Origin of the sequence: Kitasatospora misakiensis, from assembly GCF_042656005.1 — a bacterium.
Classification (GTDB): Bacteria; Actinomycetota; Actinomycetes; order Streptomycetales; family Streptomycetaceae; genus Kitasatospora; species Kitasatospora misakiensis.
On sequence record NZ_JBHSOF010000038.1, the window covers coordinates 22,163 to 39,462 of the forward strand.

At 70.3% G+C, this 17,300-nt stretch carries 15 protein-coding genes, 1 pseudogene and 1 CRISPR repeat array; all 16 genes and pseudogenes read right to left on the reverse strand.

The window, feature by feature from the left end; genetic code table 11:
- Positions 1-481: 481 nt before the first annotated feature.
- A CRISPR array of direct repeats spans positions 482-1,120; the repeat unit is 29 nt; unit sequence GGGCACACCCCCGGCCGCGCGGGGCGGAC.
- A 73-nt stretch (positions 1,121-1,193) separates the two neighbouring features.
- Positions 1,194-1,859: a type I-E CRISPR-associated protein Cas6/Cse3/CasE gene (locus tag ACFP3U_RS25335; protein ID WP_380227958.1), complete on the reverse strand. Its 666-nt coding sequence runs from the start codon at positions 1,857-1,859 to the stop codon at positions 1,194-1,196.
- Complete coding sequence (cas5e, locus tag ACFP3U_RS25340) at positions 1,856-2,620, reverse strand: type I-E CRISPR-associated protein Cas5/CasD (protein WP_380227959.1); 765 nt, start codon at positions 2,618-2,620, stop codon at positions 1,856-1,858. Before cas5e ends, ACFP3U_RS25335 begins: the two co-directional genes overlap by 4 nt.
- Positions 2,617-3,843 carry a type I-E CRISPR-associated protein Cas7/Cse4/CasC gene (gene cas7e, locus ACFP3U_RS25345; protein ID WP_380227960.1) on the reverse strand — a complete coding sequence of 409 codons (1,227 nt, stop codon included), beginning with the start codon at positions 3,841-3,843 and terminating at the stop codon, positions 2,617-2,619. The genes cas5e and cas7e overlap by 4 nt, the downstream gene beginning before the upstream one ends.
- On the reverse strand, positions 3,836-4,381 hold the full coding sequence (casB, locus tag ACFP3U_RS25350; protein ID WP_380227961.1) for a type I-E CRISPR-associated protein Cse2/CasB: 546 nt from the start codon (positions 4,379-4,381) through the stop codon (positions 3,836-3,838). The genes cas7e and casB overlap by 8 nt, the downstream gene beginning before the upstream one ends.
- The gene (gene casA, locus ACFP3U_RS25355; protein ID WP_380227962.1) at positions 4,378-5,946 is read right to left on the reverse strand and encodes a type I-E CRISPR-associated protein Cse1/CasA; all 1,569 of its coding nucleotides are present in this window, start codon (positions 5,944-5,946) and stop codon (positions 4,378-4,380) included. Before casA ends, casB begins: the two co-directional genes overlap by 4 nt.
- A 3-nt stretch (positions 5,947-5,949) precedes the next feature.
- Positions 5,950-7,848: a CRISPR-associated helicase Cas3' gene (gene cas3 / locus ACFP3U_RS25360; protein ID WP_380227963.1), complete on the reverse strand. Its 1,899-nt coding sequence runs from the start codon at positions 7,846-7,848 to the stop codon at positions 5,950-5,952.
- Positions 7,845-8,705: a CRISPR-associated endonuclease Cas3'' gene (locus ACFP3U_RS25365; RefSeq protein WP_380227964.1), complete on the reverse strand. Its 861-nt coding sequence runs from the start codon at positions 8,703-8,705 to the stop codon at positions 7,845-7,847. The genes cas3 and ACFP3U_RS25365 overlap by 4 nt, the downstream gene beginning before the upstream one ends.
- A gap of 249 nt (positions 8,706-8,954) precedes the next feature.
- Complete coding sequence (locus tag ACFP3U_RS25370) at positions 8,955-9,797, reverse strand: tyrosine-type recombinase/integrase (protein WP_380227965.1); 843 nt, start codon at positions 9,795-9,797, stop codon at positions 8,955-8,957.
- An 83-nt stretch (positions 9,798-9,880) separates the two neighbouring features.
- Positions 9,881-10,543 (reverse strand): transposase family protein, encoded by a 663-nt coding sequence (locus tag ACFP3U_RS25375; protein WP_380228009.1) that lies wholly within the window; start codon positions 10,541-10,543, stop codon positions 9,881-9,883.
- A 235-nt stretch (positions 10,544-10,778) separates the two neighbouring features.
- Positions 10,779-11,237: a hypothetical protein gene (locus tag ACFP3U_RS25380; RefSeq protein WP_380227966.1), complete on the reverse strand. Its 459-nt coding sequence runs from the start codon at positions 11,235-11,237 to the stop codon at positions 10,779-10,781.
- A 311-nt stretch (positions 11,238-11,548) separates the two neighbouring features.
- A pseudogene (locus ACFP3U_RS25385) lies at positions 11,549-12,543 on the reverse strand (transposase); the annotation flags it as partial.
- A gap of 51 nt (positions 12,544-12,594) precedes the next feature.
- Positions 12,595-13,854, reverse strand: coding sequence for an acyl-CoA dehydrogenase family protein (locus tag ACFP3U_RS25390; RefSeq protein ID WP_380227968.1), 1,260 nt, complete (start codon positions 13,852-13,854; stop codon positions 12,595-12,597).
- Positions 13,851-14,747 carry a branched-chain amino acid transaminase gene (locus ACFP3U_RS25395; protein ID WP_380227969.1) on the reverse strand — a complete coding sequence of 299 codons (897 nt, stop codon included), beginning with the start codon at positions 14,745-14,747 and terminating at the stop codon, positions 13,851-13,853. The genes ACFP3U_RS25390 and ACFP3U_RS25395 overlap by 4 nt, the downstream gene beginning before the upstream one ends.
- 30 nt (positions 14,748-14,777) lie before the next feature.
- Positions 14,778-16,424 carry an AMP-binding protein gene (locus tag ACFP3U_RS25400; protein ID WP_380227970.1) on the reverse strand — a complete coding sequence of 549 codons (1,647 nt, stop codon included), beginning with the start codon at positions 16,422-16,424 and terminating at the stop codon, positions 14,778-14,780.
- Positions 16,421-16,900, reverse strand: a complete 480-nt coding sequence (locus ACFP3U_RS25405) for a ferritin-like domain-containing protein (protein ID WP_380227971.1) — start codon at positions 16,898-16,900, stop codon at positions 16,421-16,423. The genes ACFP3U_RS25400 and ACFP3U_RS25405 overlap by 4 nt, the downstream gene beginning before the upstream one ends.
- 92 nt (positions 16,901-16,992) lie before the next feature.
- Entirely contained in the window at positions 16,993-17,247 is a 255-nt protein-coding gene (locus ACFP3U_RS25410; RefSeq protein WP_380227972.1) for an acyl carrier protein, read from the reverse strand.
- Between the last annotated feature and the right edge of the window lie 53 nt (positions 17,248-17,300).

Below are 17,300 nucleotides of genomic sequence, written 5' to 3' on the forward strand. Positions count from 1 at the left end.
CACCCCCGGCCGTGTGGGGTGGACCTTCTGAACACCATGAATGGGTACGGAACTCAGGGCACACTCCCGGCCGCGCGGGGCGGACTGCCAGGTCGTCCCGCTCGGCGACGCGGTGGGCGGCGCACCCCCGGCCGCGCGGGGCGGACGCGGTTCAGCCCCACGCCTGCCCCGCCGGGTAGGGCACACCCCCGGCTGCGCGGGGCGGGCTTCGAGGACTTCGCCCCCGCGTTCGGGCACTGGGGCACACCCCCGGCCACGCGGGGCGGACGACCCGCGCAACGAATGGGACAGCAGCCGACCTGGCACACCCCCGGCCGCGCGGGGCGGACCGGCTGCGGGCCGACGGCAGCGTGCCGCTGGAGGGCACACCCCCGCCGCGCGGGGCGGACAACTGGTTGTCCAGAGCGGCCAGGGTCGACACCGGCACACCCCCGCCGCGCGGGGTGGACACCGGCATCCCCACCACCGTCACCCTGTACCAGGGCACACCCCCGGCCGCGCGGGGCAGACCACCGAGAACCTGCGGAAGTGGTCTTCTCGATAGGCACACCCCCGGCCGCGCGGGGCGGACAGTGCGTCGCCGATCTTGGCGTAGGTGTCGACCGGCACATCCCCGGCCGCGCGGGGCGGACCGGCATGGACGGCTCGGTCCCGCTTCCGCAGGGGGCACACCCCCGGCCGTGCGGGGCGGACTCCTGGAATCGGAGGGGGCCGCGGCGGGTGGTGGGCACACCCCCGGACGCGCGGGGCGGACTCAACGATCCGAAGGGCGCTGACGCCTACTGGAGGCACACCCCCGGCCGCGCGGGGCGGACAGCGCCGCGGAGCGCAACGCCGTCCTGGCTCTGGGCACACCCCCGGCCGCGCGGGGCGGACCAGCTCGTCGTCCGGGTGCGGGCCGGCTGCTGGGGCACACCCCCGGCCGCGCGGGGCGGACACCGAACTCGGCCACTCCTTGAGGCCGGCCGGGGGCACACCCCCGGCCGCGCGGGGCGGACCACTCCCTGCTCGTGACCGACGCCCAGCTGTGGGGCACACCCCCGGCCGCGCGGGGCGGACTCCAGGGACCGCAGGCCGTCCATGACGGTCGAGGGCACACCCCCGGCCGCGCGGGGCGGACCCTTCGTGAGCTGCGGTGTTGGTGGCTGGGTGGCGCTGTTTTGTTCAGTTGTCAAGGAGCGGGGCGGGTTGGGTCAGTTGGGTGGGGCGAGGGTGAGGAGGCCGGCGCCGAAGGCTTTGGCGCGGCCGATGCCGTGGAGGATGGCGGTGCGCAGGTGGGTGGGGTCGGTGATGGTGGCGAGGCCGTCGTAGCGGGTGAGGGGTAGGCGCATGCGGGGGTTGTGGTCGGCGGCGCCGGTGACAGGTGTGAGTTGGAAGGTAGTGGTGGTGTAGGGGTCGAGGCCGAGGTCGGGGGCTCGGCGGGTCCACCAGTGGGTGATGTCGGGGCCGGTGCAGGGGATGCGGTTGCGCAGTGGTTTGCCGGTGGTCTTGTCGCGGGCCCAGTGGACCGGGCTGGCGGTGAGGCGGTAGTGGACGTGTTGGCCGGTGGTGAGGTGGTCGAGGTAGGGGCCGAGTTCGGTGGTGCGGGTGGTGCCGTAGTGGTCGGGGATGGTGGTGAGGTCGGGTGGGTCGGTGGACTGGATGAGGAGTTGGAGGCCGATGCGGGTGGTGTCGAGGCGCCAGAGGAGTCCGAGGTCGGGGCGGGGGCCGGTGCTGTTGGTTCTGGGGGCGGTGTAGCCGTCGGGGAGGAAGAGGCGTTCGGTGCGGCGGTGGAAGCCGAGTCCGCCGTGGCGCAGGTCGGCCTGGACGTCGCGGGAGGTGGTGTTGAGGCGGATCTCGGTGAGGTGGGCGGTGGTCATGATCGTGCCTTCTGGGGGTCGGGTTGGGGGCCGTAGCGGTATTCGTGGAGCCGGGTGTAGCGGGTGGTGGCGTCGCGGCCGATGCACAGTGCGGCGGGCAGGATGAGGGTGGAGCGGGCGAGGGTTCGTTCGGCGAAGTGGCGGGTGCCCTGGGGGTCGTCGTTGAGGGTGTGGGTGGCGCGAGGGTCGTCGGGGGCGATGGTGGTGATGACGTCGACGGTCACGGGTTCGTCGGCGTGTGGGGGTTCTTGGTCGAGGGGTGCGGTTTTGAGGATGTGGGTGACGCTGCCGTGCTGGATGCCGAGGTTGTAGGGGGCGGCCGGGGGGCAGGCGCGGCGTCCGAGGTAGGGCGGGTGGACGGGGTGGTCGAGGGCGTCGCAGGCCCTGCGTAGGAGGGCGGCCGGGCCGGTGAGGACGACGGTGAAGGCGGCGTCGGCGAGGTAGGCGCGGTGGGTGATGACGGCGCCGGCGCGACGTCCGCCGTCCGCGCAGGGGACGACCTCGGTGGGGCTCTGGCCGCCGATGGTGTGGTAGTCCTCCATGGGGCTGCCGGGCCGGTCGACGCGGACGGCGATGTCGAGGGCGGTGAGCGGGCCTGGGGCTTCGTCGCGGGGCTGGCCCAGGGCGGCGCCTAGGAAGCCGATGACGCCGGAGCGGGTGGGGTGAGGGGCGGTGTCGCGGTAGTCGGTGAAGCCCCCGCGGGCCCCCCAGGACTGCATGGGCGCGGTGAGGCGCAGGACGAGGGCCTGACGGGTGCTCATGGCGTGGTCCCGAAGGCGGCGTCGAGGGCGGACTCGACGGTCTGGTCGAAGGTGTCGACGCGGGTGCCGAGGCCGGGGAGTTTGGTGGTGCCGGTGTAGGCGTGGACGGAGTGGAGGAGGCCGCGGCCAGCGGTCAGGCGCTGGATGGTCTTCGCGTAGTCGGACAGTCGCGTGATGGAGGGGTCGGCGTGGCCCTGGCGGCCGGTGACGGGCTTGTCGAAGGCGGTGGAGAGGTTGACGGGCCGGTCGGTGCGTACGGCGAGGTGGACGAGGTCGGGCAGGGTCCAGGCGGCCGAGGCGGTTTGGCCGGTCTTCGGCACGGTGTGGATGAACCCGTCGATGTAGGCGCGGCAGACCGCGCGTGCGAGGAGCAGGTCGTTGTCGACGGCGTCGGTGAAGTTCCGTAGGGCGATGGTGGAGAACATGTAGAACGTGCCGGCGACGAGGCGCTGGTCGCCGATCAGGCCGACGCTGGGCACGCCCTGGGTTTTGGCGGCGTAGTCGTCGACCGCGACGAAGAAGTCGATCTCGATCTGTGCCTCGTGGGTGGTGAAGGCGGAGGCGACCTGGACGCAGGCGTCACGTTCGGCGCCGTCGATCTCCATGAGGGTCCGGCCGAGCAGGGCGATCGCGGCGTTGGCGTCGGCGAGCAGGCCGTGGACGTCGGCCGGGTCGGTGACCGTAATGGCCGTCTCCTGCTCCTTGTCCTTCTTGGCCCCGCGCCCGCTTCGGGGCTTAGCCGTGCCGGATTCGGCTTCCTTGAAGGCGATCTCGTAGTCGTGCCTGCGCCCGGCGGCGGTGGCAGCCATGCGGTGGGCGGTGGTGGCGGGGGTGTAGATGAGGGCAGCGGTGGCCAGCCGGTCCTTCGCCTGGATGTCGTCGGCGGAGCTGCCCAGGGACATGCGTCCGCCGGTGGCGGCGGCGAAGACGTCGAGTGCCGTGAACGTCGCGAGTTCCTCGCCCCAGCCCTCGTCGCGGACGAGTAGGTCGCGGACCTCGTGGACGAGGCGGCGGGTGCGTGCGGACGCCTGGTCGGGGAGGGCTTCCTCGATGTGCAGTCGCACGGGGCGCTTCTTGGCCTGGCCGCTGATGCGCGCGCGGGTCGCTCCACCGAGGACGACGGACTTCGGACAGCCGTCGCCGTCCAGGTTCAGCCCGGACAGCGGGATCGTCTGCAGGACGTGGATGTCCAGGAAGGCTGCGGGAACCGGGGTGTCAGTCATGATCGTTGCTTCTCTCGTGGCGCGCGGTGGCGCGGAAGTAGTCCTGTTGCCAGGTGGTGCACGTGCGGGGACCGTCGAAGTACCAGCTGTCGAGCTCGGTGAGCAGGCGGGCCCAGTCGAGGGCGACGCCGGCGTTGTCGGTGAGGCGTACTGCGCCGCGCAGGTCCTCGTAGGGGCCGTCGGGGTTCGGCCGCACGAGCCGGTTCAGCTGGTGCTTCGTGGTGGCGGGGGACATATGCGTCGAGGCGTGTCCCAGGGCCGTGCCGAGGCTGGTCCGCGAGCCGGTGCCGGAGCGGGTCGCGCTGCTCATCAGGGCGGCGACGGTGTAGTAGGCGCGCTGGCGGTTCGGGTGCAGGTTCGGGGGCAGCCAAGGGGCGACGTACTCGTGCATCGGGCTGGGGGGCTGCTGGTCGCGCCAAGGGCCGAGTCCGCTGGCCAGTGCCCGGTGGGCGGCTCGGTCGGTGGCGATGGCATGGGCGATGTGGTCGACGAACTTCGCGGCACGGGTGCGGCGCGGTGAGGGCGTGGTGGTGGTCACGATGCGGCCTTCCTCGGGGGAAGGGGCAGACGGGCGCGGGCTCGGGCAATGCGCTCGCCGGCGGAAGGATTGCGGACGAGGTCGGCGGTCAGCTGGTCGAAGGCGTCCAGTGCGGCCACGCGCATGCGGCGCGTGGCGTCGTCGAGCCGACCGGTGCCGTAGAGGTTCCAGAAGATGGCGTCGGCGACGGGCCAGAACCGCAGGGCGATGCGTGCCTTGCGGGCCCGCGTGTCGGCGGAACGGTCCTCGAAGGCCGCGGCCAGGGCATTGTCGAGGTGCCGTTCGGCAAGGTCGGCTTCGTTGACGGCCTCGCTGATGTGCTGGGCGCCTTCCGGGTCGCGCGCGGCGCTGTGGGTGAGCAGCGGTGGCGTGGTGGTGGTCCACCACTGGTGGTCGTTGCTCTTCTCGCGGTCCTGCTCGGCGCCGACCACGCGAAGCCGCAGGGTGTCCGCCACCTCGTCGGGGATCTGGTCGCAGGAGGCGAGGACCTGGGGCCGGGTCGGTGCGCGTCGTGCCCGTTGCGGCTCGGTGGCCGGGTCGTTGAGCAGCACATCGAGGTCGCGGAACAACTGCCTTCCGCCGTCTGCCTTCACTGCGGAGGAGGGGGCGCCGCTCTCGCGGGAGCGCTGGTAGGACAGGAAGGGGTCGGGGAACGGTTCTACGTGCCCGCCCGCGTCCCTGCCGGGCTTGTGGGGCGCGTTGCGCGCTCCCCAGGTCACGTACCAGTCGGTGGCGAAGCGGCCGTCGGCACTCGGGACGAGGAGGATCGCGTGCCTGGTGCGGGCGGCGAGCAGGGAGACCGGGCCCGTGGGGGAAGGGGGAGGCCGGGTCGGGTCGGCGTGCGCCGGATTCTCCCAGGACGCGAAGTCGTCCTGGTGGCCGTCGACGCCGGGCGGAGTCAGGTGGGCCAGTAGCGTGGTGTGCAGGTCGGGGCCGATCGGGTGGTAGCCGACGGTACCGCGCAGCACGGCGGCCATGCAGCCGGCATGCGCGCTCACTCCCTGGTGGGACCGGGTGCTCAACGCTCCGCCGCTTCCGTAGTAGGCCCACATCAGGGCCTGCAGCGCCGCTTCACCGGAGGGCACCGGGACCGCGTGGTGCTGGCTCGCGGTGTCGGAGAACCAGGGCCGGGCGTTGCCGACGGGGCGGCCGATCACCAGCTTGCCGATGCCCGAGGTACGGGGGCACTCCTCGGCCAGCCGCGGGTCCTGGAGGAAGGGGCGGTGCCGGTGGTAGAGGCGCAGGTGGGCGGCGTGCTTGCGGAAGTACCGGTCCACGGCGCGCTGGTCGAAGCCAGTCGCGAAGTGGGCGTTGCGCCGCCGGTACCAGTCGGTGGCGGTTTCGCCGGGGCGCAGGCGGTCCAGGCCGGTGACGCGGTAGGCGATGGCTGCGGCGATCCGGTAGAGGGCGCCGTAGGCGATCGGGTAGGGCAGGGTGAGGTCCGCGATCGAGGACGCGTCGGAGACCGCCTCGTACAGGCCGGTGCGGCGGGTGGTGCCGTCGCGGTACCGGCAGTCGATCCAGGCCCCGTGTGCCAGGTCGAAGTCGTCGGCCGGGGCGTTCATCGCTCACTCCTTCGGTGGCGGTGGCCGGGTCACCAGGCCCAGGTAGCGGTCGTAGAACACGGTCCACCCGGCGGCGTGCACCGCCTTTCCCGGGGCCGGGTGTACGAGCAGAACGAGCGGTCCCAGGCGCTTGTCGCCCGCCCAGCCGGCGGGGGGCTGGGCGTCGGCGCCGAGGTGCTTCTGCCAGGTGGCGTGCCGGGTGGAGAGCAGGCGCTCGCGGATCGGCTCAAGGTCGTGCGGCAGGAGGACGGGGAGCGGAAGATCGGTGTCCGGCTCCAGGGAGAGGTTCCCGTCGGGTCGGCGCCACAGCGGGAGGATCTGGACGCTGTCGAGCCGGTACCGCGTGGCGGCCTCCTCGTCCGAACCGGACAGGTCCGTGAGGTCGAACAGGTCGACCAGCTCCCGAGGATGGGGGATGACCACCGGGCGGGCCGCCTCCGCCATCGCCTGCTCGCCCTCCAGGTGCGACAGCACGTCCTCGTCCGCACTGCCGCCGCCCAGACGCGCTTCGAGAGCCTCCAGCAGGGCCTGAACGTCATCGGGTTCCGTGATCACCCCGTGGCTTTCCAGCAGTTCGCGGCTGATCCGCACCGCGGCGGTGCTGTAGATCGCCTCCCATCGGCCGTCGTCGGGCAGGCCCTCCGCGGTCTGCGGCACCAACACGGTGACCGGCACTCGGACACGGGAGTGCTCGGCGTGGCGACGTCCTCGGCCGACCCGTTGGATGATCGTCGCCAGCGGCGCCAGATCGGTGACCACGTGGTCCAGATCCAGGTCCAGCGACTGCTCGCACACCTGGGTCGTCACGAGCACCGCGCGCCGGGGACGGTGGGCGCGGTCCTTGCCGAAAGCCGCCTCCACGTTCGTGGTGACGCCCGTACGGTCCATCTCACGGTAGTGCGCGTGGACCAGGAGCACCTCGATGTCCGTCGGCAGAACGGCCGGCAGTGCCAGCGCGGTGTTCTGCGCGGAGGCCACCGTGTTGCAGACCACCAGCACACACAACCGCTGCCAGCCGTGCTCGAACAGCTTCGCCACGACCCGGGCGCGGGCCCTGTCGCAGGCCGGGAGCACGTCACGGCGTGTCGCCCGGTGCGATCCGGGCAAGCCGGTCAACCGCACGCTCAGGATCCTCGTTCGCTCGGCGTCCACCGCCTGCACCGTCGGATGGCCTGTGGCGCCGTCCACGTGGAACCACCCCGGGTACGCGGGACTGAACTCCGGCAGCGGCACACCCGGCGCGGACCCCGACAGGTAGGCCGCGGCCAGCGAGCGGGCCACCGAGCGCGGCAGTGTGGCGGACATCAGCACGACCGGCACACCGAGTGCGCCCCACCAGGCCAGCACGGTCCGCAACAGGCACTGCATATAGGGGTCGTAGGCGTGGCACTCGTCCACCACCAGCACCTTGCGGGTCAGGCCGCCGATCCGCAACACGTTGTGCCGGATCCTCAAGCCCGCCAGCAGCACCTGGTCGATCGTGGAAACCGTCACCCCCGCCACCACCAGCCGCCCGCGCCCCTGGAGGAACTCCGGCGCGGCCTCCAGCACCAGCCCCTCGCCGTCGTCGTGACTGAGAACCGCGCCCTGCGCACCCCGGCCGGCCCGGCTGTGCGCCAGCGTCACCGGAGACGACACGGCCAGCGCACGCCGTGCCCACCGCCAGACCCGCCAGTACACGGAGTCGGTGGTGGCCACCGACGGCAGGGCCAGGTGAACGCCCATACGGGGCCCGCCCATCCAGCGCGCCGACCACAGGCCGCCCTCGGTCTTCCCGCTCCCTGTCGGCCACATCAGCACCAACAACCCCGCCGCGCCCGGCGCCGCGCACCCGCGCAGCGACGTCAGCAGCGACTTCTGCAAGGAGTTCGGCTCGAACCGGAACCAGTCGACGAACCTCATGACACCGGAGTCTCCTTCCACACCGGCAGACCAAGGCCTGCGTTCTCCACCAGTCCGGGCCCGGCCGTAACCGCCCGCTCCCAGTGACGGACCACCAGGGCCGGGTCGCCCGGCTCGGACAGGTGCTCCAACTGGTCGACGACGAAGTGGAGCTGGGAAGCCAGCCAGTCCGCGAGCACCACCATCTCCCCGGCCAGCACTGCGGCCTCTACTGACAGCGCCGCCGGTGGATCCGGAGCGCCCACGGCCTGTGCCACCGCCGCCAGGTGAGCAAGGCGCTGCTCTTCCCACCTTCCTTCTCCCAACAGTCTGGTGATGAGGGACGGATGGCGAAGGCGGTTGCGGTTCGGCTGCGGGAAGAACCGGCCGTGGTGGCCGCCCAGCAGTTGGGCGAGTCGGCGTGCGGGCGAGGCCGTAGGCAGGCCGTTGCCGGTGCCGTCGTAGCCGAGCGAGGGGAGCTGCACAGCCAGGTAGAGCTGGGTGGCCGCACCGTGGGACAGGCTTTGCGTATCGGAAGCGAGCGGCGAGTAGCCTCTCAACTGGGCGAACGCCTCAGGAACTTTGACCTGGAAGGAGGCTCCGATCTTCCCGAGGTCGTGCCATCCGGCCCAGCAGGCGAGCAGCGATCTGGCGCGCTCCCGGCCGGTACCGGAGTCGGGATCAAGGCCCAGCCCGGCGGTGAACGTCCGCTGCTGGCCCTCGGACGTGTGCAGGTCCCACAGGGCTAGGCAGACGGCCGCAGTGTCCATCAGATGGGCGAAGACCGGATAGGTCAGGCCGTCCGGAAGTCCGTCCTCTTTTGACCACAATACGCCGTCAATAGCCCACTTTGAAGTGAGTCCCGTACGTATGTGCATACTTCGATCGTACGAGCGCAGGCTGCTGTCCGGCCAGCCTTCTGAAGATGTGCACGCGGGTGCCGGCTCGAGCTGCAAATCCCGGAGGCCGCTTGCGGGTTGCATCGGGAGCGCGGAACTGCACGGTGTTCGTGGGAGCTCCGGAGCCTCGCGAGGTGGAGCGGTGCCGTTGGCCATCGGTGCTCCGCACCACCCCGACGAGATCCCTGGGGCCTGCACTGGTGAATTGGAGAGGTTGCCGCTGCGGGGTCAGGAGGCCAGGGCGAGCCGGCGGATCTGCTCGACCTCGACCTTCGGGCCGGGCAGGCCGCGGGTGGCGTTGATGTAGGTGGTGAGCTGGGATCCGGCACGTTCGATGGAGCGAAGGTCCGGGTGGAGGTAGCGCTGGGTGGTGGTGAGCTGGCCGTGGCCGGCGATGCGCATGAGGACGTGGGGCGGGACGCCGGCGTCGGCGAACCATGTCAGTGCGGTGTGGCGAAGGTCGTGTCGGCGGAGGTACTCGTAGCCGAGCGCGACGACGACATCGTCCCAGTGGGTGGCGTCACGCAGGATCGCGGTGGTGACCCGGCCGCCACGGGGGCCGGTGAACAGCCGGGCATCGGGGCGGCCGCCGACGCGCGAGATGCGCCATGCGATGTTCGGGCGGAGCTCGGGGATGATGGGGGCCAGCCGGGAGCGCTTGCCCTTGGTGCCCTTGTCGATGAGGCCACCGGGACCTGGTGTGGTCTGCCGGCAGACCCTCCAGATCCAGTTGTCCGTGTCGATGTCGCCGGCGCGTACGCCGGAGACCTCGCCGATGCGGGCACCGGTGCCGCCGGCGAAGCGGACGATGTCGCCCCAGCCCTCGTACTTGCCGAAGGAGGCCTCGACCAGGGCTTCGGCGAGGCGGTCGAGCACGTCCCAGTCGCGCAGGGCCAGGCCGCGCGGTTCGAACTCCTCGTCCTCGGCCTTCTTGATCAGCCTCTGCCAGCCGTGGAGGCGCGCGGGGTTGATCTCGATGATGCCGTCGCGGATCGCCTGCTCCATGACCCGCACCCACACCGCGATGGTGTTCTTCAGGGAGGCTTCGCCATCTTCGAACGGGCTGGTCACAGGGTCTGGCGTGACGGGCCGCTGGCGTACTCGTGCTGGTGGTGGGCGGCAGTCTTGGCTCTTGATCGTTCGTCAGGGCATCGTCAGCGGTTGACTTCGAGGTTGGTCAGGACGAGCAGAGCACGCGGGAGAGCGGTGGCGCGGCCTGGGTCGGTGCGGAGCTTGGTGAGGATCCGCCAGGCCTTCAGGTTCGCGAAGGCGTGTTCGACCGGGGCGCGTCCGGCGGCCAGGATCCGGTTGGCCTGCTTCTGGCCCGGGGTGAGCTTGCGGGCGCGGGTGGCCTTGTAGCCGGTGACGATGACCAGGTCGTCAGGGTCCTCGGGCTTGTCCACGCCGATGAAGCCGAGATCCGCGAGTGCGCCGAGGCCGGCGGCCTTCAAGTGCTCGACGATCTTGTCGCGGCGGGCGGCGGTGGCGTCGTGGGTGCGGCCGGGCCGGGCCGCGGAGATCCAGATCAGGCGGCCCTTCTCGTCGGTCAGGGCGAGGAAGTGCAGGCCGTGGCGGTGGTGCTTGCCCGAGTAGTTGGGGCGGTCTGCCTTCCCGGTGCGGCGCTGGGTGGGGATCAGGGTGCCGTCGATGAGCACGCCCTCCCCGCCCCGCGCGGCTATCTGGCGAAGTGCCCGGTCCAGGCGTGGGGCCCTGGCCGAGAGGAGGTCGAGCATCTCGTCGCGCCAGCGCCGCAGGGTGGACTCGGGCACGCCGTTGCCGCCGGCCATGTCGAGCAGGCGCTGGTCGTGCCGCAGCATCGCCAGCACGAGCACCGCGATCCGGCCCGGCGGCAGCGTCCTGAACGGGGAGCGGATCGCCTTCAGGTGAGATCGCAGCAGGTCGGCGAGGTAGGTGATGGTGCTCGTGGACAGGTTCAGCCGGCACTGGTAGACAAGTGGAGACGCCCTCGGCGGGCCCGTTGTTTTTCGTCACACAATCTCAACGGCCGCCGGGGGCGCTCGGGTTACGGTCTGGGGCCCGCAGCACTGCAGGTCACAGACGCGTGGTGAACCTGCCGTCGGGCAGTTTGCGCAGCCAGCCCCGCCCGGCGAGCTTGGACAGCTTCCCGCGCAGTGGTTCCAGTTTGCCGCGCACCGCCACCTCCAGCCCCAGCTCCTCGCCGACCCGCCTGGTCGACACCGGGCCGCCCGCGTCCCGCACGACGGCCAGGATCCGCTGGTAGTCCGGCGGCAGCACGTCCTGGGCCATGCCGGGCCCGCGATGAGGGATCAGCAGCACGGCTCTGCCCGCGACCTGCACTTCAGCCGGCGCGGCCGAAGCCGCCTCCGCAGCGGCGAACTGCTCGGCCATCCGCGCGAGCACCCGCTCGGCGACTGCGAGTTCCTCCTGCTCGGTCCGCACCTGATCAAGCTGTTTGACCAGCTGTTCCTCCAGCACGTCCAGCTCGGCGCGGCGCACGACGATCTTCCTCAACACATCGGGATCCACCATGAACCGGAGCGTAGGAGCCACGCGGACAGGGACAGAGCGGAATCCGCAAAGACCTCCCTGCCAGACGATCTACACGCCAGACTGCCGCCCACCACCAGCACGAGTACGCCAGCGGCCCGTCACGCCAGACCCTGTGACCAGCCCGTTCGAAGATGGCGAAGCCTCAGTAACTGTCCGACGTTCTGGAGTCGGAGGCGATGCCAGGCCAGGCGTATCGGCCGTGGGTGCGCCGCAGGCGCCGGCGGATCCGAGTCCGGACGGGAATTCGGGGATTCCGTGGACGGGTGGTGCGGCGGAGGTCAGACGATTTGGTGGTCGGTGCCGTCGAGGGCGAAGTAGCGCAGGGCGCTGAACTGGGCCTCGATGCGGTTCAGTCAGGAGGAGTCGGTCGGGATGCAGGCGATCTCGACGTTGTTTGCTCCGGCTCGCTGGCAGCGCTTGGTGGTCAGGTGCGGCGATCAGTTGTCCGCCGCGATCGCGACGGGCACGGTCGTCGGGTAGAGGCTACGCAGGTAGCGGCAGAACTCCAGGGACTTGGGGCGACTCATGGCCTTTTGATGTGGCCGTAGAGCTTGTCCTTGGCGAGATCGTAGGCGGCGAACAGGTGCCGGGCGTCGTGGGCCGAGTGTAGGTGGCACGTCGCGGCCGCGGGTCGCGGCTGGGGTCCTTGCCCTTGCCGCGGCGTTCGGCCCATTGCCGGCCGGGGTGGGGCTGGAGGTTGAGAGGGCCGAACTCGTCGAGGCAGAAGACGACTTCGGGTTCGCCTGCCTCGGGTATGACCTCGCCGTCGGTGATCGCGTAAAGGTGTTCGACGCGGGCCTTCTTGATGGCGTAGTCGGGGTCGCGGGAGGTCTTCCAGGTCTTCACGCGTTGAAAGGAGACGCCCTCTTCGCGGAACAGGACCGGAAGGTCCTCGTGGCTGATGTCGTCGACCAACCCCTCTGCGACCAAGAAGTCGGCCAGCTTGGCGACACTCCAGGTCGAGAAGGGCAGGCCGTACTCGGCCGGTTTGGACTTGCCGACCTTCTTGATCTCCCGGCGCTCGGGCAGCGTGCCGTCCGCCCTTGTACTTCGGGTAGAGCGAGTCGAAGCTGTCGGCGTTGAAGTCGTAGATCACGTTCCGGATCTGGTCCGGGCCGGTGGGCGTCACCTCGACAGTCTTTGTCGCGGACATGACCTAGGCGGGCGGCAGCACCATCTGTGCTCGCCGCCAGGTCACCACCGGCCCGGTGCCTCTGCGGGTGATCCGCAGCAGCCGTCTGCCCTCGTCATCATCGATCTCATGGACCCGTAAACGGTCTGCCACCCGGACATGCTGGCAGGTGACGCGTCGCCCGAGTCACGCTCGGGCGACGCGTCATGCCACAACAGGGCGAACGTTGCTTGATGCGGCACTAGAATGCGTTTGAGGACTATTGCGAGGTGCGTCGAGGGCCTCCAGGCGTGCAATTAGAGCGTCGGCGTCCGGGTCGTGCCGGTCAAGGCCGGATGCGATCAGATCGGACAGGACCTCGTCCGTGCCGCCCCCGAGGCGTGCCAGACGGGCATCCCGCCAGAGGCGTTCGAGAGGGAAATTCTTCGAATAGCCGCGCGCGCCGAAGATCTGCATGCAAGTGTCGATGATTCGGCCGGTGCTCTCGCCAGCTGCGAGCTTGAGGGCTGAGATCTCGTGGGCGGGCATCTTGCCGTTCCGCTGAGCGACGGAGACAAGTTCCGAGAGTCGGCTCTCCAGGTTCCAAAGTTCCGCCTGGCAGTTGGCGAGCTTGTGCCGGATCGCCTGTTTATCCAGGATCCGTTGGTCGCCGACCGTCCTGCGCCGCCCGTAGGCGACGGCAAGCCGCAGGGCTGTGTCCGCCGTAGCCGTCAACTGCGCGCAGATCGCCAGCCGCTCGAACTGCAGCAGATGCGTCGCGTACAGCAACCCGATGCCGGGTCGGCCCAGCAGCGCATCGTATGGCAGTGTCACGTCGAAGGTGATCTGTCCCACATCGCAGCCTTGCATGCCGACCGTGTCGAAGAAGCCGTCGATGCTGACGCCCGGGTGGTCCAGCGGCAGCAGGAAGAGGCTCAGGTCGCTCACGTGCTCCGGCTTCTCCGGCTTGGCCAGCACCAGGACGTAGTCGGCCCGGCCCACGTTGGAGATGTAGCGCTTGGTTCCCTTCAGACGCCATCCGCTGCCCTCGGCGATCGCGGTGGTCCGCACGCCGCGGAGGTTCGATCCGCCATGCGGTTCGGTTGCCCCGAAGCAGCCGATGATCCGGCCGTCGAGTGCGCTTTCCAGCAGGGAGAGTTGAGAGGGAGTCTCGCCGAGCCAGCGGAGAGCGCCGATGAAGATCTCGCTGTGCCCCATGGCAGCGAGGGCCAGTCCGCCACTGACCCGGCAGATCTCCTGGCACATGGCCACCAGCAGGGGAAGCCCTCCTTCGGCCCCGTCCTCCCACCGGCGCCGGAACAGACCGGCTGCGCCGAGCGCCGCAGGGGCCTCCCGGGGGGTGTGGCCCTCCCGTTCCCAGCGTGCGAACGCGTCCTTGCCGAAGGAGGACAGTACCTTGCCGACGTCGGCCCGGTACTCGGCCTGATCGGTCTCGTGGAGCGTCGGCGCCGCTGTCCACGTCATGTGACGTCCTCCAGCCAGTCCGGGCGGACCGCGTCGTGGATCGCGCGGTGGAGATCCGCGGTCAGCGACCCGGTGAGTTCGCCGGGCTCGCCCGTGCCGATGCGGCGTCCGTCGACGGAGACCACGGGCACGATCCCCGCCGCGGTGCCCGTCAGGAAGCACTCCTGTGCCAGGTAGAGGTCGCTACGGACCAGGTTCTCCTCCACCACCCGGACTCCGCGCGCGGCGGCCAGGGCCATCACGGAGTCCCGGGTGATGCCGCTGAGCGCCCCGCTCGTCGGCGGCGGGGTGGCCAGGACGCCGCCCCTGACGATGAACACGTTGTGCACCCAGCCGTCCGCGACGTATCCGTCGGGATTGAGCATGATCGCTTCGTCGCAGCCTGACCGGATGGCTTCCGACTGGGCGAGAAAGGCATTGAGGTACTGGCCGGTCGCCTTGGCCGCCGGCGGCAGGCTGTTCGCGGTGATGCGCTGGAAGCTCGATATGTGAGCCGTCACGCCACGATTCGCCGGATGACCGTTCAGAGGGCCGTGCTCGCTCGGTATGACGGCCGTCCGGAGCGGGGCGCGGAGCGGGTTCGGGCCCTCGCCGAGAAAGACGATCGGACGCAGGTAGCAGTCCCCTAGCCCGTTCGCTCGTACGACGTCGGCGCACGCCCGGGCGAGCTGCTCGGTCGAATAAGGCAGCTGCAGGTTGTAGACGGCTGCCGAGCGTGCGAGCCGGTTCAGGTGGTCGGACAGCCGGAAGGCCACGGTCCCGCGGTCCGTGGCGTGGCAGCGAATGCCCTCGAAGAAGCCGATGCCGTAGTGCAGGCCATGGATGCTCACATGGACAGTTGCCTCGCTCCACTCGACCAACTCGCCGTCCAGCCAGATGAACTTCGCGAACATCGGAGAGTCCTTCCGTTCTCGTAGGTGGAACTAGCGAAGCTCGGTGATGATGCGGCGTTCGAATCCCTTGTTCCCGGTCAGGCCACGGCACTCGGCGCGCTGCACCTTTCCGGAGGTCGTTCTCGGGATGCTTCCGGGGCGGACCACCGTGACAGAGGTGATCCGTGTTCCGATCGTGCGGCTGACTGAGGAGCGGATGTCCCGTGCCAGAGCGGCCGCCGAGTCCGGCGCCCCGGCGAGGGTGCGGCCCACCTCGACGAACAGGGCGAAGCGGCTCTCGTCGGAGGGATCCCGGAAAGCCGCGCAGGCCCTGACCTGACGGCCGCCGACGTGATGGGCGACCGCCTCCGCGTCCTCGGCGAAGACGTTGTGCCCGGACAAGCTGATCACTTCGTTGCGGCGTCCGAGCACGAACAGCTCTCCGTCGTGGGTGAAGCCCGCGTCGCCGGTGTCGTGCCAGTCGCCTGCGGACGGGACGAAGCCGTCGGCGGTCTGGTAGCCGCTGAACCGTGACTCGCCGGCGAGGTGGATCGCAGTCGGTTCGAGCCCCGTGCGCAGGCGCAGTTGGTTGCCGGACAGGGGAACCCCGAGGGAGACATGGCCGTCCGGCCCGAGGACGGGGCCGCGTCCCAGCGGGTTGGAGGTGGTTCCGACCACGCCTTCGGCGAGCCCATAGCTCGGCTGGATGGCCTCCCAAGGGAAGCCGAGCGGGCCGGCGGTCCGGTGGAAGTCCAGCAGCGCCTGCCAATGGATGCGCTCGCCGCCGCTCAGGCACGCCCGCATTCCGGACAGGTCGAGCCCGTCCTCGTACGGCACGGCTGCGGCGAGCCGGAAGGCGAAGTTGGGTGCAGCGCTGATGGTGGCCCGTTCGCGGGAGAGGGTAGTCAGCCAGCTCGCTGGCCGGGTCGCGAACGACGCGGGGGGCATCAGCACGACATCGATACGGGCCGCCAACCCGTACAGGAACATCGCGATCAGTCCCATGTCGTGGTAGAGCGGCAGCCAGGAGACGATGCGGTCCCGCCCGTACTCCAGTTCCATCCCCGCGAGGCCCGCCTGTATCTGGCTGGCGAGTTGTTCCCGGCTGATGACCACGCCCTTGGGCGTGCCCATGCTGCCGGACGTGAACTGGACCAGCGCGGCGTCCGGTACGGCGAGCTGGGGAACGATGCTCCGGCCTTCCGCCGGGGCGGCGAGCGCCGACTGTGACAGCAGGCGCGCGCCGGGTGGGATCGGCAACAGTCCTGCATCCACGTCGCTGACGTAGAGCTCGCAGCCCATGCGCGCGAGTACCGGCGTGAACCGTTCGGTGTAGAGCCCGTGCGCGTCACGGGGCATCGGGGGCACGGAGACCAGGCAGCCGCCGGCCATCCAGGTGCCGAGGGCCGTCAGTACGGAGCCGAGGTCGTTGCTGACGGTGCAGGCCACGTACGTGCCCGGGGTCACGCCGGCCGCGCGGAGGCGGGTCGCCGTGGCCTCGGCGCGGGCCATGAGTGCCGGGTAGCTCAGCCGGACGGTGGTCGGTCCGTCCGAGACCGTGAGGCCGTACTCCTCGGCGTCGTACGGCCGGACGATCTCCTCCAGGCTCGGATACGTGCTCGGGCTGCTCGGCCCCCGGAGGACGGTGTCGACACCCTCCGTTCGCGCGTCGCCCCGACGACTCGGTGCAGTCGTCATGCCTGTGCTCCGGAAGGCGTTCCCTGCCCGACGGCCGCGATGTCGGCAAGCTCGGCCATGGTGCGCTCGTCCGCGGCCAGTGCCCGGTCGATGACGTCCTGGATCCGCGGGTCGCGCAGGGCCCGGCGCTGCAACTCCTCGTTGATGTAGGAGACGTGCCAGATCTCGTCCTTGAGGATGCCGCGCAGCGTCCTGCGGATGACGGTGGGGATGTCCTGGACGTCCAGGTGCTCCTCGTACTGCTCGCAGCCCCGGCGCTCGGAGACCCAGGTCAGCGCGAGCAGCTCGTCGAGGCTCCGGGGGATGCCGAAGTGCTGGCCCAAAAGGGTCTGGTAGGGCTCGTCGACCTCGACGATATGGCCGTCCATCTCGCGTATGGCTTTCGTCCAGAGCCAGGCGTGCACGGCCTCGTCGCGCAGGTGGCGACTGAGGTTGTTGCGCAGCTCGACGTCGTCCGCGAGCCTGCCAAGCCGCATGATCACGCCGGTCCCGTGGACCTCGGCCGCACGGTACTGGTTGAGAAGGGCCAGGGGGTTGTCTTCCTCGTACACAGGCTTCTGCGGGGCGATCACTTCCGGCCTCCCGTGAGTGAGTCGGAAAGCTTCTTCGCGAGGCCTCCCACGGTGTGGAAGTCTTTGACGGAACTCACATCGAGCTGCTGTCCCGTCTCCTTGTGCACGGAGGCCAGTAGTTCGGCCGCATCGAGGGAGTCGAAACCCAGGTCGTCGACGAGGTTCGTGTCGGGAGAGATGCTGGCCGGGTGAATCGGACGACCTCGGCAAATGAGGGCCGAGATGACCTCTACTGCCTTCTCTTCAGTCACTGCTGTTCCTTTGCTGATGGGTCTTGGCCGCAGCCTGGGCTTGAAGGGATCAT